Genomic DNA, 14837 nt, shown 5'->3' on the forward strand with positions numbered 1-14837 from the left:
TGTTGCGATGTGTTTTGCGAACACTTCCTCCATTTGGTCTCCAATTGATGAGCCTGAACATTCATTCCCACCTTCAAGGCATTTCCGCCTTCGTGCATGCGGTAGAAACAGGCAGCTTCACGGCGGCGGCGGCACGCATGGGCGTGTCGAAGTCCGCGACCGGTAAGAGCGTCGCTCGCCTCGAAGAGCGTCTCGGTGTCCGGTTGCTGAACCGCACCACGCGCAGCCTGAATCTGACGGCCGAAGGGCGGGCCTATTACCAGAGCTGTCTCAAGGTTCTGGAAGAACTGAACGCGGCTGAGACGCTTCTGGCCTCGCGAAAGCGCGTCGTATCGGGAACCTTGCGGATCAACCTGCCCATTTCATTCGGCCGGTTGTGCGTCATGCCCGTGCTCAAGGAGGTCGCGGACAAGAACCCCGATCTCAATCTCGATATCTCATTCACAGACCGCCAAGTCGATCTCGTCGAGGAAGGCATCGACCTCGTTGTGCGGCTTGGCGCCCGCGGAGATCACGCCAGCCTGATCGGGCGGCGGATTGGTACGCAACGCTCGATCATCTGCGCCGCGCCGTCCTATCTGGACCGTCGAGGGCGTCCGGCCTCCGTCGAGGAACTCGCCGAACACGACTGTCTCGCTTTCGCCAAGGATAGCCGCCCGCTGCCATGGGCGGTTTGCGGCCCGGACGAACTGGTCAGGTCGTTCGTCATCCAACCGCGCCATACGGTCAGCCACGGTGAGGCCTTGCGGGACGCGACCGTGAACGGACTGGGGCTGGCCTACCTTTCGACCTGGCTGGCGGCGGACGATCTCCGCAGCGGGCGGCTTGAAGTGGTGCCGATTGCCACCCCCGTGGAAGACGTCCCCATTACCGCGCTTTGGCCGCGCTCGCGCGATTTGGCTCCCAAGGTAAGAGTGGTGGTGGTTGCCCTCGTCGAAGCGTTTATGCCGACCCACCTGACCGACTCATGAGAAAGGGCGGCGTTAGAGAGCTATAGCGTAGACATAGTTCTCATCTTGGTCGCTCACGGCCCGCCAAACACCGCCGATTGCCCGCTATGACGCGATATTGCCGTCGATCACCGCATCATCACCAAGCAACTATCAGGACCGTCGGTTTACGCTACAGCCCGGCATATTCTGAAGGCCGGCGCAGGAAGGAAGCGACGCCATTGCTGTCGAAGGCCATTGGTGGAGACTATCCCGGAAGCCGCTTCTTTTCGTTCTCTCTTGCACTGAGCTTTGCCAGATATACGCGCAACAAGCTTACCCGCCGGGGACGAAAACTGGTTCCTTTGCTTGAAACGCCGTCGACCCGGTCGATCCTGAACATCCGGTAATCATCACGCAGGCAGCACCAGGCCAGAACCGTCAGGACGTGATCGTTATATACGATGGCAAGGGGGCGAATGATGCGCTGGCTGGCGGTGCCCTCTTGATCGCGATAGCCGATTTCGATCTCCTGCTCCTCCCAGCACGCCTTCCGTATCGCCTGCAGATGCGGATGCGAGCCGTAGCGACCACTTGGCCGATAGACATGGGAGATCGAATGCAGCAATTGCTGCTCCCGATCGTTCGGCAAGGTGGCGGCAATCTTGGCCAGCACAGCCTCGGCGGCACGCGCCAAGTCCGGATCGCCCATCTGTCGCACTTCGCCCAGTCCCACAGTAATCGCCTCGATTTCCAATCGATCGAATGTTTGCGGCGGCAGGGCATAGTCCTCGATCAGGCGATAGCCATAGCCGCGTTCTCCCTCAATACGGGCGCCCGACAGCCGCAACAGTTCGATATCGCGGTAGATCGATCGTACGGACACGCCGCGTTCGACCGCCAAACGTTCCGCCGTGATCGGAGGCGACATGACGCGCATAAGCTGAAGAAGGCGCAGCAATCTATCGGGTCCGCTCATCGTCTAACTGCCGTGAAGTGTCAGTTGGGCCCATCTATACACGTTTCATCCAATTCCGATAGCCAGAGGACGTCTTGCGGCGATATTTCAGAAAGAGAGTGAACCATGGTTTTCAGTGCATTTGCCCAGATCAGTCTCTGGGGCGTTCTTGCCGCCTCCGCGTTCGGCTTCGTGTTCGGGGGCGTCTATTTTGGTGCCCTGGTCCCCAAATATTACGCGATAGCCCTGGGACGAGAGAACATGCCGGCCGCCAAGCCGGACATGCTGACCATCCTCGGACCCTTCGTGTGCAATATCGTGATGATCGTCACGACGGCTGCGATCATGCGCATGGTCGGGGTTGTCTCGCTTGCCGATGCCCTGTCGCTCGGGCTGGTGATCGGTGTCGGTTATCTGCTGGCGATGTGCATGACGATCGCGATCAATCCCAATTTCCCCAGGCCGTTCTACTACACGATGGTGAACGCACCCTATTTCCTGGTCAGCAGCTTGGTGACGAGCGCCGTGCTACTTCTGTTGCAGTAGGCCCATTGTGCCCACGAGCGCAGACGACGTGAGGGTTTTCGATGTGCCGGAACCACTGCAGATGTGGTTTTCGAATAACCGCGTCTACAGTTTGCAAAGATGGCCAAAGCAACCTGAGAGGGCCTTGGCCTCCCTTGGTAGCCGCGCTCGAAAAAGAGCGGACCCTTAAGCCCGCCTGCGCCCGCTATACCGGCCCCAAAACCGGGCTTTGCAGCAACATGCCGGTAGTAACATCGCCAATACCCCGGTCGGTTTGATGCGGGCCGGGGTTACAGGCCAGCGTCGCCCCAAAACAGGCCTTGAACACCAGATAGGGCGGTTGCCAGTCAACAATTGCATCGGCTGCCGCCCGGATCGCTGCAAAACCGGTTGCCACATCGCGCATCGGCGCATCGGATACCAACCCGCATAGCGGCAAGGCCAGAACCGCATCCAGCTTGCCCTGCGATGCCACGGCCATCCCCCCGCCCGCCGCAATCACCGCATTGGCGGCAATCGCCATATCCTGCGGATTACCGCCAAAAACCGTCAGATTATGGCTGTCATGGGAAACCGTGGTGCAAATCGCCCCGCGCCATGCGCCCCAGCCTTCCAGAAACCCGACCCGTGGCCGACTGTCAGCCCGGCCATGACGGTGGGCGACCGCGATCAAAATCGTACCGGCAGGCGGCACGACAAAGCCGTCTTGAACAAGCGCTTCAACCTCGCCCCATTGGGTGAAACGGGGCCGGTTGATGGTAGCAATCCGGACTTTGGCACCTTCTGCCGGAACCCGGAAATCATCCGCTGTCACCCTGTCGATTTTCATGGTCTCGCGCAGCGGGGCGGCGTCGGTTTCCCAGACTGCCTGATGCAGCCTGCCGTCACTGGCCGTCAGTTTGCCATTGACCAGAACATGTCGGGCCTGAAAGGCAACAAGGTCTTCAAACAGCACAATATCCGCCCGCCTGCCCGCCGCAATCAGGCCAAGGTCCGGGCGACCCAGCCGCAAGGAGGCGTTGAGAGTCGCGGCCTGCAAGGCCCATTGCGGTTTCAGGCCATAGGCGACAAGACGCCGCACCACATCATCCAGCCCGCCCTTTTGCGCCAGATCATCGGCAAACACATCGTCGGTACACAAAGTGACGGTGGGCGGCAAATGGCCCAGTTTATTGAGGGTCGCAACACATTCAGGCAATAAATGATCGTGCGACCCGCGCAATTCAATCGTCAGCCCGGCGCGCAATTTCGCCATCAAATCATCGCCCGACACCAATTCATGATCGGAACTGACCCCCGCGGCCATAAAGGCCGCCAGATCGGCCCCGCCCAGCCCGCGGGCATGACCACAGACCGGTTTTCCCGACGTCAGACCAGCCTGCAAAATCGCACTCATGCGCGGGTCACGGCCAATCACGCCGCGCATATTCATGACTTCGGCAATGCCGCCAATTTCCGGCCAAGACAGCATTTCCGCCATGGCCTGACTGTCAAAATCGGCCCCCGAAAGTTCCATCCCCGGTGCCGCAGGCACACAGGACGGGGCCAGAACCACCACCCGCAAAGGCAGATTGCGGCAGGCTTCCACCGCCCAGCGCACCCCGGCAAGACCCAGAACATTGCCCAGTTCATGCGGGTCCCAGACAATGGTCGTCACCCCGCGCGGTACCACGGTTTGCGCATAGGTGGCCGGTGTCACCATCGAACTTTCGACATGCATATGCGTATCGATCAGACCCGGCGACAAAAAACAACCGCTGGCATCAATCACCTTGCGCCCGTCCTGACGGGCCCCGCATGCATGCACACTGGCAATCAGCGGGCCAACAATGCCGATATCGGCCGGGCGTAATTCACCCGTCACCATATCAACCAGCATCCCGCCCGTGATCAGAACATCAAACGGCATATCGCCACGGGCCGCCGCCACCGCACGCGACCGCAAGGCATTATCGGCCAAATCCTGTGGTTCAGTCGGGGCAATCGTCATTGACCGGCCTCCTTGCGCAGCGCATCCAGAACAAAATCGCGGGCGCGATCTGCATCAACAGCCACCGCATACTGCGCATTGGGCACAGTCGCGGGCCTTGCATCGACAATGGTGCGGCCCCGTGTATGGGAACCCTGCAATTCCACGGCAATATGCGCGGGCTGGAAGTGCACAATATCGGCCGTCGCAAGGGCCACCGCCGCACACGGATCATAAAGCCCCATCGCAGGCCGCCCGCGTTCCAGTGCAATCATCACATAACCGGCCAAAAGATCGGCCAGCAAACCGGCATTCCGCCCTCCACAGACGCGAATGGTTTCGGCATCCTGCAATGTCACCAGAACCTGACGGCACAAATCCAGATCCACCATGCGCAACGGCACACCATGCGCCAGAATAATCGACAGTGCCTCGGGATCGGCAAGGGCATTGAATTCAGCCGATGCCGTATGATTGCCCGCCCCGACAGCGCCGCCCATCCAGACCAGATCGGAAATTTTCGCGGCCAGATCGGGGCGCGCCAAAACCAGCGCCGCGATATTGCCAAGCGGCCCCAGGGCCAGAATGCGGCGCGGCTCCGGATCATCACCCGAAAGCCAGTCACACAGCGCGACAAAGGCATTGCCATCGGGCAAGGTGATCACATCGGGCAATGCCTGTCCGACTGTGCGCATGCCGGTCTGACCCAAAATACGTCTGGCGGTTTCAACCGGCCCCAAAACCGGAAAGGATCGCCCGCAATGAATTGGAAAGGACCAGCCAAATGCCGCACAGGCCCCCGCCGCATTGCGGCGCACCTGATCCATCGGCACATTCCCCGCCACCAGCGACATGCCGTCAATCACCATCCCGGCATGGCGCACAACCAGCACGGCGGCAATATCGTCAAAGCCCATATCGGTATCGATCCAGATTCCCATGACCGTTACCCAAGACGCGACAATTGCGCGGCCTTTGCCACCGGCAAATCAAAATTCAGAACCGCCCCGAATTCATGGGCGGCAAGGCTGGCATCGGTTTCCGCCTTGATCGGCCCCAACGGGGTATCAAGCAAATATTCCCGCGTGCCCCCGGCAAAGGAACTGCCGCGCACGGTTCCCTGATAGGGCCCGGAACCAAGGGCCACCATCGACGGACGCCATGCAAGACCAACCGCCCCGCCGGGTGCATCCGATGACAGATCCGCCATTCCGGCGGTTGTTTTCATCTTGCCGTTTTCCAGGGCAAAGACATTTTCAAAACCGACAAAATCGGCAACAAACGGCGATACCGGATGGTTGTAAATTTCTTCGGGCGTGCCGATCTGTTCAATCGCCCCGTTCAGCATCACAATGATTCGATCCGCCAGCGCAAGGGCCTCGACCTGATCATGGGTCACGAAAATCATCGTGATACCGCTTTGTTTCTGGACGCGCTGCAATTCCGCCCGCATTTCCAGACGCAACCGCGCATCCAGATTGGACAGCGGTTCATCCAGCAGCAACACCTTGGGTTCCATCACCATTGACCGCGCCAGCGATACTCGTTGTTGCTGTCCGCCCGACAGTTCGGCGGGTTTGCGCGATGCAAAATCCGACAGGCCCACGGTTTTAAGGCCGCCTTCCACCCGGTTTTCCAGATCACGCCCGCGGATTCCCTTCAGCCGCAGGCCAAAGGCAACATTTTCAAAAACATTCAGATGCGGAAACAGCGCATAGGACTGAAACACCAGCCCCACCGCCCGTTTATTGGCCGAAACGCGGGTGACATCAACACCGTCCAGACGAATGGTGCCCGATGTCGGCTGCAACAAACCGGCAATGGCGCGCATGGTGGTGGTTTTGCCACATCCTGACGGCCCCAGCAGGGCAACAAGTTCACCCTTGCCGATATCCAGATTCATATCGCCAACGGCAATTGTATTGCCATAAGACAGGGTCAGTTTTTCAAGGCTGAGATAACGGGAATCAGACATAGCGTGAAAATCCTAGAAAACGTTCGGCCAGAAAAACAATCCCCAGCGACATAAAAGCCAGCAGCGCTGACAGGGCGGCAACCGACGGGTCATAGGTGATTTCCATATAGGCCAGCATATCGATCGGCAGGGTCCGCACCCCCGGCCCGGACAAAAACAGCGATACCGGCACCTGATTGAAACTGGTGACAAAGCCCAGAATAAATGCCGCCAGAATGCCGCCCCGGATATTGGGCATCACCACCCGGAAAAACGCCCCGGTGCGCGATGATCCCAGCAACACGGCGGCTTCTTCAATATCGCCGCGCAAATTATTGAGACTGGCCGACACCACCCGCACCGCATAGGGCAGGATCAGTGCGGTATGGGCCAGAAACAGCGCAGGCAAAATGCCGAACTGAAACGGCACGACCAGATACCGCAACAAGGCAAGACCAACGATAATCCCCGGTACAATGATCGGTGCTGAAACAACGGTGCGGATTGTTTCACCAAACGGCACCTTGTAACGCGCCAGCGCATAGGCCGCCGGAATACCCAAAACAAGGGCCGCCAGCGTACCGCCAATTGCCAGAAACATCGAAATACCGAAACTGGTGCGGAAACTTTCGACCTCGAACACCTTGATCACCCAGCGCAGCGACAGGCCATCGGGCGGAAAGGCGAGTGTTTCACCCGCCGATAACGAGGCGGCGATAATAATGACAAAAGGACCGATCAGGAACAAAAGCACCAGCCCCAGAATGGTCGGTGTGTATAAACGTGACATCATCTTTTGTTCCTTGCAGTTGCCAGCCGCTTGAGCAGCAAATTGGCGGCAAAGGCCATGACGATCAGGATCAGGGCAATCACACTGGCCGCAACAAAATCATTGGCGACCGTGACCCGCTGATACAAAAGCGTTTCCAGCATCAAAACCTTGGACCCGCCCAGAATCGCCGGGGTGATATAGGCGGTCATCGACCCGGTAAAAACCAGCGTACCGCCAATCACCAGACCCTCGCGGGTCAGAGGCAGGATAACTTTCCAGAACACCTGAAACCAGTTGGCCCCCAATACCCGCGCCGCAGGCACCGCATCTCGCGGCATGTTTTCCAATGCACTGACCAGCGAAATGATCATCAGCGGCAGGAAAAGCTGCAACAGGCCAATAAACACGGCCGTTTCGGTAAACAGAAACCGGATCGGCTCGTCACTCAGCCCGATGGAAGTCAGGGCCTGATTGACGATCCCGGTCCGGCCCAGAATAACGATCCAGGCATAGGTTCTCGCCACCGGCGAAATCATCAGCGGCAGGACGACAAGGCCGATCATGCGGCCCTTTCCCTTGGGCGGCAGATTGACAATGGCAAAGGCCGCCGCATAGCCGATCACCGCCGCAACCGCCGTTACCATCGCCGCCAGTTTCAATGTCCGGACAAAAACCGTCCGGTTCAGCGGATGGGAAAAAAAGTCGATATAGGCCTGTATTGTCCAGCCATCCGCCCCCCGAAATCCTTCGGAAAGCAAAACAACCACCGGCACCAGAAAGGTGACGCCCGCAAAAACAGCCGCGGGCAATACAAGCGCAAAGGCTTCGGCCCGGTTCTGAAACATGTCCGTAACCTTGTCGTCCAAATGTGATAAAAAGGCCTGATATCACTCAGGCCGGGGGTCGCCCGGATGTCTTACTGGGCGACTTTTGTATTCCATTCCGACAACCATGTTTCTCGGTTATCAAGCTCCAGTGCCGCCGGAATGATGTTCAGCCCTTCGACTGTTTCCTTGCCAATCGTCAGGTTTTCGGCAATGTCGGGTGCAACCGTCACCTCCATATTGGCCGGGCTATCAACCAGATTTTCTGCCAACGCGGTCTGGATTTCCGTCGATAACCAGTAATCCATGAATTCAAGCGCCAGGTCCTGATTTTTGCCGTCTTTGGTCAGGATCATCACATTCATGCCACCGGCCTGACCTTCTTTCGGGGTCGCCCATTTGATCGGCATATCCATCTTTGAAAATCCGCTCCAGGCGAAACGCCCAATCGGTGCCGCCCAGATTTCTTCCTGTTGCATCAACTGCACCAGTTGCGACGACCGGACATAAAAGGTAACGATCTCGTCCTTGTGCTCGCCCACAGCGGCAATCGGTGCTTTCAAATCCGGGGCTTCGTCGCCCATTGCCTTGCCCAGCATATAAAGGGTGGCCGGGCCTTGCGTGGTTGTCACATTGGGCAGCGCCACCCGGCCGGCCAGATCATCCGACAACAGGTCGCCCCATGATGTGATGTCCACCTTGTCGGAACGATAGGCAATCGAACTGGCATAGAATGTATAGCCGATACTCATGCCATCACCGTTTGGATCGCGGGCCTTGTCATACAGCAAATCAAAATTCGACAATTTGGCCGGATCAATTTTTTCGGTCAGACCGGCCCGTGCCGCGGCCAGCGCATCGGTGGCCGAAACCACCGCCATGTCGATCACCGGATTTTCCCGGTTGGCTTCGATCTTGGCCAGCCGTTCAACGCTGTTGCCGGTTTCAACCACCAGCTTGCAGCCACATTTGGCCTCGAACGGATCATAAAGGATTTCCTTGTAGGCATCCTGGGCAAACCCATAGACCGAAATCGTCAGGGTGCGGTCCTGCGCACTGGCTGCCCCCACCGACAGCATCAACGCAGCACCCGATGCCAGCAAAATCTTGTTGATCGTCATAATACAGATGTTCCTTCTGATTGACTTGATAGGAGGATACTCGGCAGCCCCGACGACTGCCGGACAACCAGTTCCATCGGAACTTCGGACGTTTCGGCAACCACAATGGTCCCGCCGGTTTTCCGGGTTTTGTCCCCCGGTTTTGTTGTGATTGTCGCATCGATGGCCCGCGCCAGTGCCGCAACGGCAATATCGGCAATGGTGGCCATATTCATGTGAATGGTGGTCAGGGCCGGGGTGATAACCGGCGCAAAGATCAGATCGTCAAATCCGGTCACGCTGACCTGTTCGGGCACGCGAATGCCGGCCTGCTGCAATTCGGTCAGGGCACGCAGGGCATGCAAATCCGATACGGCGGCAAAGGCGGTGAAACCCTGTTGTACCCGCCCGGTCAATCCCATCGCGCAACCCGCCCCCTGCGTCTGTTCCAGATTTTTCAGCCAGATGGTTTCGGCAGACATATCGGGCATCAATGCCGATTTCATGCCGCCAATACGGTCATTTTGCACATTCGATGCCGGGTCATACCCGATCAGCAACAGGCGTTTATGACCCAGTGCCCCCAGATGTTCGACAATTTGCCGTCCTCCGCCCCAATGATCGGCCGATACCGTATTGCCCGGTGTGGACGGTGTATCGACCACGGCGACCGGACAATCAATATCGGCGATGCGGGTGCCACGCCGGGGCACAATAATCATGCCATCCACACCGCGTTCAATCAGGCGGTTGATCGCCTGGGTCTGGGTGGTGACATCCCCGCGCGAATCGGCAATCAACACACCATAGCCCGCCTGCGAGGCCGCAGCCTCCATCGCCTGGGCGATTTGCGGAAACAGTGGATTGGCAATATCGGGCAACACCAGCCCCAAAACCCCCGACCTTCCGGTGCGCAAGGCACGCCCGGCCTGACTGGGCACATATCCCAATTCATCGGCCACTTTGCGGATGGTATCGACCAGATCGGCAGACACCCGCCCCTTGCCTGACAAGGCATTGGACACCGTTGCCGTTGACACACCAACAGCCGCAGCAATCTTGCCCAAATTGGGTCCCGGACGGTTCAATGCCATAAATTATGCCATGCAACATGGGATGATTAATCGTTTAACCAACGCTATGCGAATTTTTGAACGCTGTCGAGCAGGATTTTAACCCGTCCGCAAAATCAGGAAATTTCGGGATACCCTCAAGGGCCGAAGATTGCGTGAGAACAGATCAGAGTCAGGACCGGGCGCGCACAAAATCCCGAAAAACTTCCAGCGTCTGGATGCTGACATGATGTTCGATACCTTCGGCATCGAATTCGGCAATCGCCGGATCAACGCCCAGCGCGATCAGAAATTCATAAACCACCCGATGCCGTTCCCGGCATTTTTCGGCCAGTTCGCGGCCCTGATCGGTCAGGAAAATCGCCCGATAGGGTTTGCTGGTGACAAAGCCGTCGCGTTCCAGACGTTTGATGGTGTTATTGACCGTCGCCGCCGTCACACCAAACCGCCCTGCCAGTGCCACCGCCCTTGCCTCGCCTTCTGCATCAATCAGATCGGCGATCATTTCGACATAATCCTCGGTCACTTCGCGGGCATGTGCCTCGCGCAATTGCGCGAAAACTTCCGCCTGATTATGCCGTGTTGGCAAGTCTGCCTGATCACCCATCGCCCTGTCCTTCTGCAATCCCCCTTCTTCATATCAAGACAGCCCGGAAAAATCAAATTAGCCTTGACTAAGTTTCAAAGTCCGCACATAAACAAAGGGTATTTATGGAACGATTGCAAACTGCATCCTGATCGCCGGAGATTGTCCTGATGACTGCCTTGCGCCTACCCCCCCGTCTTTCCCGCCTGATCCTTGCCACGGCCTTGATCCTGACCGGGATTGTCACTGGCACAGGGGCATCATCGGCCAAACCGCTGGATGTCGTCGCCTCCACCTCGATGATTGGCGATGCCGCCCGGCAGGTCGCAGGCGACCGCGCCACGGTCACCACCCTGATGGGGCCAGGCATCGATCCCCATTCCTATCGCCAGACCCGCAGCGACATTGCCGCGATGGCGCGCGCCGATCTGGTCTTGTGGCATGGCTTGTATCTTGAAGCGCAGCTTGAAGAATTCTTTATGGATCTGGGCAAACGCCGAAAGGTGGTGGCGGTTGGCGAAGCCGTTCCGGTCGAAAACCTGCTGAGCCACGCCGATTACCAGGGCCGTTATGACCCGCATGTCTGGATGAATCCGGAACTGTGGTCCCATGTGGTGAATGCCGTGCGCGATGCCCTGATCGAAGCCGACCCGGACGGTGCCGATCTTTATACTGCCAACGCAAAACGTCATCTCGCCGAACTTGATGATTTGTCGGCCTATGCCAAAAAGGTTCTGGCCAGCATTCCGGAAACGAGCCGGGTCTTGCTGACGGCGCATGATGCCTTTAATTATTTCGGCCGAGCCTATGATTTCGATGTTGAAGGCATTCAGGGCATTTCCACAGTATCCGAGGCCGGATTGCGCCGGATCGAGGAACTGGTCGATATGATCGTCAATCGCAAGATCGCTGCCGCCTTTGTGGAAAGTTCGGTATCGGATCGCAATATTCGCGCCCTGATCGAAGGGGCCAATGCCCGCGGGCAGGCGGTTTCGATTGGCGGCACCCTTTATTCCGATGCGATGGGTGATCCGGGCACCTATGAAGGCACCTATATCGGGATGATTGATCATAATGTCACTGTCATTACCCGGGCCTTGGGCGGCACCGCCCCGGCCACGGGCATGCAGGGCAAACTAGCCCCCGGCTTGTAAGGAATAATGTGATGAACAGCGCAGAACTGATTGCCGAATCGGGCCGCATTGTCGATGTGGCGGGCAAAGACGCCCCCCTGACAGTGCGCGGGCTGACCGTGTCCTATGGCCACAAACCGGCGGTATTTTCGGTCGATGCCAGCATCCCGGCGGGCAGCATGACGGCGATTATCGGCCCCAATGGCGCTGGTAAATCAACCTTTTTAAAAGGGGTTCTGGGTGTGGTACCGCGCCTGTCGGGGGAAGTCCGGATTTTTGGCCACCCCTTTGCCCAATCGCGCAAACGGGTGGCCTATGTCCCGCAACGCGCCAGTGTGGACTGGGATTTTCCGGCACGGGTGATTGATGTCGTCCTGATGGGGCTTTATGTCGATATCGGCCTGTTTCGCCTGTGGGGCACCCGCCACCGGCAACAGGCCATGGCGTGTCTGGACCGGGTCGGCATGGCCGATTTCGCCGACCGCCAGATTGGCCAATTATCCGGCGGGCAACAACAACGGGTGTTTCTGGCCCGCGCCCTGGCGCAAAATGCCGATTTTTATTTGCTCGATGAACCCTTTGCCGGGGTCGATGCCGCCACCGAACGCGCCATTGTCGATGTGTTGAAATCCTTGCGGGACGAAGGCCGCACCGTGGTCTGCGTCCATCATGATCTGTCAACCGTCACCGATTATTTTGACCGGGTGTTGCTGATCAATGTCCGCCGCATCGCCGAAGGCCCGACCCTGACCACCTTTACGCCGGAAAACCTTCAGGAAACCTATGGCGGGCGACTGGCGGCCACCCATATCGACGAATTGCGTCTGAGCGCCGGGTAGATCATGACTTTCATCGAATATTTCATCACCGCCCTGACCCTGCAAGCGGGCTATAACAGCGCGCTGGTAGCAATTGGGGCCGGATTGCTGGGGCTGGCGGCGGGGGGGGCCGGGGCCTTTATTTTCCTGCGCAAACGTGCCCTGGTATCCGATGCGATCAGCCATGCCACCCTGCCCGGTGTCGGCCTGGCCTTTATCGTGATGGTCGCCTTTGGCGGCGACGGGCGCTGGTTGCCCGGCCTGATCATCGGATCAGCGATTTCATCGGCGATCGGCCTGTTATGTGTCGAATGGATCACACGGCAAACCCGCCTGTCCGAAGACGCCGCCATTGGCGCGGTATTATCGGTCTTTTTCGGTTTGGGTATTGTGCTTCTGACCATCATTCAAACCATGTCGTCGGGCCGTCAGGCCGGGCTGGAGGGCTTCCTTCTGGGGGCCACCGCCGGGATGCTGATCAGCGAGGCCGCCACCATTGCCGTTGCCGGGGCAATTGCCGCCCTGTGTGTTTTTGCCCTGCGCCGCCCGATGACACTGGTGGCGTTTGATGCTGAATATGCCGCAACCACCGGGATCAATGTCCGTCTGACCGATCTGGCGATGATGGGTCTTGCCCTGATTGTCACCGTGATCGGGCTGAAAATTGTCGGGCTGGTCCTGATTGTCGCATTGCTGATCATCCCGCCCGTCTGTGCGCGTTTCTGGACCAATCAGGTCGGCCCGATGATTGGCATTTCCGCCGTGATTGGCGGGGTATCGGGTTATATCGGGGCGGCGTTATCTTCGGCGGCTTCGTCCTTGCCGACCGGGCCGATCATTGTGCTGGTGGCGTTTGGCTTTTTTGTGCTGTCCCTGTTGTTTTCACCGCTGCGCGGGGCCTTGGCCTCGGCCTTGCGGCACTGGCGGTTTCAGCGCCGGGTCCATCGCCGTCAGGGATTGCTGGCACTGGCCCGCAATGAACCGATTTATGACGGGCTGACCTTGCGGATTTTGCGGCAATCCGGTCTGATTCGCCGCGATAATGTTGCCACCCTGCGCGGCCGGGCGGCGGCGGAAAAATCCCTGCGCGACGAGGCCCGCTGGGGGGCGGTGCGCCGCCTGTTTCCCGATGATTCGGTATTGGACCGTTATGACGGACTGACCCCGATTGAAGATGTCATGACACGCGACCAGATCGCCGATATCGACCGGTCGCTGTGCGAACGCGAAGGGATGGCATGATGGGTGCCGAATTTGTCCAGCTCAGCCTGCCGCCGATTGTCATTGGCATTCTCGCCGCCATTGCCTGTGCCCTGCCCGGCAATTTCCTGTTGCTGCGCCGTCAGGCCCTCATTGGCGATGCCATCAGCCATGTGGTGTTGCCCGGTATTGTTGCCGCCTTTCTGGTCACCGGCACGATTGCCGCCTGGCCGATGATGATCGGGGCGGCGGTCGCGGCGATTGTGGCGGTGGTTCTGATTGAAATCGTCAAACGTTTGGGCCGGGTTGAACCGGGGGCGGCGATGGGTCTGGTTTTCACAACCCTGTTTGCCGCCGGGGTGCTGTTTCTGGAACGCAGCGACACCAGTTCGGTGCATATTGATGTCGAACATGCCTTGCTGGGCAATCTTGAAAGCCTGATCTGGTTTGATGCCGAAGGCTGGCATTCCCTGCTGGACCCGGTTGCCCTTGCAACTCTGCCGCCGCAATTGTCACGTCTGGCAATTACCCTTGCCGCGATGATTGTGTTCCTGACCCTGTTCTGGAAAGAACTGAAAATCTCGACCTTTGATGCCGCCTTTGCCGGGGCGATTGGCATTCATACCCGATTGCTGGGATTTGCACTGGTGGTCGCAACGGCGATTGCCGCCGTCGCGGCCTTTGATGCGGTGGGGTCGATCATTGTGATTGCGATGTTTGTCTGTCCGCCTGCTGCCGCACGGCTGATGACCAACCGCCTTGATCATCAGGTCGGCTGGAGCGTGATTTTCGCCACAATCTCGGCCATACTGGGATATGTGCTCGCCGGATATGGCCCCGGCTGGTTCGGGTCGCCCTATGCGGTCAGTGCGGCGGGCATGATTGCAACCATTGCCGGTATCATTCTGGGCCTTGCCTGCCTGTTTGGTCCGCAACGCAAACGCACCAGTCAAAGTGCTGCCGGGGCATAACCCCGGAATCACCGACAACAGGATG

Annotated in this window: 15 protein-coding genes; 6 read left to right on the forward strand and 9 right to left on the reverse strand. The window is 58.5% G+C overall.

From position 1 onward, the window contains the following. The first annotated feature begins 47 nt into the window (after nt 1–47). A complete protein-coding gene (locus Q8O73_RS03945; protein ID WP_305555282.1) occupies nt 48–971 on the forward strand; it encodes a LysR family transcriptional regulator in 924 nt (307 codons plus the stop codon). 226 nt (nt 972–1197) lie between these two features. Here Q8O73_RS03945 and Q8O73_RS03950 read toward each other — a convergent pair whose 3' ends face one another. Continuing rightward, nucleotides 1198–1908 (reverse strand): YafY family protein, encoded by a 711-nt coding sequence (locus Q8O73_RS03950; RefSeq protein WP_305555285.1) that lies wholly within the window; start codon nt 1906–1908, stop codon nt 1198–1200. A gap of 105 nt (nt 1909–2013) precedes the next feature. Here Q8O73_RS03950 and Q8O73_RS03955 point away from each other — a divergent pair, with 105 nt between their 5' ends. Then, nucleotides 2014–2433, forward strand: a complete 420-nt coding sequence (locus Q8O73_RS03955; RefSeq protein ID WP_305555288.1) for a DUF1761 domain-containing protein — start codon at nt 2014–2016, stop codon at nt 2431–2433. Between the two features lie 184 nt (nt 2434–2617). On the opposite strand, the gene Q8O73_RS03960 is transcribed toward Q8O73_RS03955, so the two are convergent. The 8 genes from Q8O73_RS03960 to mntR form a co-directional block, all read right to left on the reverse strand. Continuing rightward, nucleotides 2618–4402, reverse strand: a complete 1785-nt coding sequence (locus Q8O73_RS03960; RefSeq protein ID WP_305555291.1) for an adenine deaminase — start codon at nt 4400–4402, stop codon at nt 2618–2620. After that, complete coding sequence (locus Q8O73_RS03965; RefSeq protein WP_305555294.1) at nt 4399–5322, reverse strand: nucleoside hydrolase; 924 nt, start codon at nt 5320–5322, stop codon at nt 4399–4401. Before Q8O73_RS03965 ends, Q8O73_RS03960 begins: the two co-directional genes overlap by 4 nt. 5 nt (nt 5323–5327) lie before the next feature. After that, nucleotides 5328–6356 carry an ABC transporter ATP-binding protein gene (locus tag Q8O73_RS03970; RefSeq protein ID WP_305555297.1) on the reverse strand — a complete coding sequence of 343 codons (1029 nt, stop codon included), beginning with the start codon at nt 6354–6356 and terminating at the stop codon, nt 5328–5330. Further along, nucleotides 6349–7128, reverse strand: a complete 780-nt coding sequence (locus tag Q8O73_RS03975) for an ABC transporter permease (protein WP_305555300.1) — start codon at nt 7126–7128, stop codon at nt 6349–6351. The genes Q8O73_RS03970 and Q8O73_RS03975 overlap by 8 nt, the downstream gene beginning before the upstream one ends. Then, on the reverse strand, nt 7125–7952 hold the full coding sequence (locus tag Q8O73_RS03980; RefSeq protein ID WP_305555304.1) for an ABC transporter permease: 828 nt from the start codon (nt 7950–7952) through the stop codon (nt 7125–7127). Before Q8O73_RS03980 ends, Q8O73_RS03975 begins: the two co-directional genes overlap by 4 nt. A gap of 71 nt (nt 7953–8023) precedes the next feature. Then, the gene (locus Q8O73_RS03985) at nt 8024–9052 is read right to left on the reverse strand and encodes a PotD/PotF family extracellular solute-binding protein (protein WP_305555307.1); all 1029 of its coding nucleotides are present in this window, start codon (nt 9050–9052) and stop codon (nt 8024–8026) included. Next, nucleotides 9049–10098, reverse strand: coding sequence for a LacI family DNA-binding transcriptional regulator (locus tag Q8O73_RS03990; protein WP_305555310.1), 1050 nt, complete (start codon nt 10096–10098; stop codon nt 9049–9051). Before Q8O73_RS03990 ends, Q8O73_RS03985 begins: the two co-directional genes overlap by 4 nt. Nucleotides 10099–10276: 178 nt before the next feature. Continuing rightward, the gene (mntR, locus tag Q8O73_RS03995; RefSeq protein ID WP_305555313.1) at nt 10277–10711 is read right to left on the reverse strand and encodes a manganese-binding transcriptional regulator MntR; all 435 of its coding nucleotides are present in this window, start codon (nt 10709–10711) and stop codon (nt 10277–10279) included. A gap of 149 nt (nt 10712–10860) precedes the next feature. Here mntR and Q8O73_RS04000 point away from each other — a divergent pair, with 149 nt between their 5' ends. The 4 genes from Q8O73_RS04000 to Q8O73_RS04015 are packed head-to-tail and all read left to right on the forward strand — an operon-like array spanning nt 10861 to nt 14812. Then, nucleotides 10861–11844, forward strand: coding sequence for a metal ABC transporter solute-binding protein, Zn/Mn family (locus Q8O73_RS04000; RefSeq protein WP_305555316.1), 984 nt, complete (start codon nt 10861–10863; stop codon nt 11842–11844). A gap of 11 nt (nt 11845–11855) precedes the next feature. Then, nucleotides 11856–12662 carry a metal ABC transporter ATP-binding protein gene (locus Q8O73_RS04005; protein WP_305555319.1) on the forward strand — a complete coding sequence of 269 codons (807 nt, stop codon included), beginning with the start codon at nt 11856–11858 and terminating at the stop codon, nt 12660–12662. 3 nt (nt 12663–12665) lie between these two features. After that, a complete protein-coding gene (locus Q8O73_RS04010; protein ID WP_305555322.1) occupies nt 12666–13883 on the forward strand; it encodes a metal ABC transporter permease in 1218 nt (405 codons plus the stop codon). Further along, nucleotides 13880–14812 (forward strand): metal ABC transporter permease, encoded by a 933-nt coding sequence (locus tag Q8O73_RS04015; protein WP_305555325.1) that lies wholly within the window; start codon nt 13880–13882, stop codon nt 14810–14812. Before Q8O73_RS04010 ends, Q8O73_RS04015 begins: the two co-directional genes overlap by 4 nt. Nucleotides 14813–14837: the final 25 nt, after the last annotated feature.

The sequence above is a fragment of the Thalassospira sp. genome, assembly GCF_030690045.1.
Lineage (GTDB): Bacteria > Pseudomonadota > Alphaproteobacteria > Rhodospirillales > Thalassospiraceae > Thalassospira.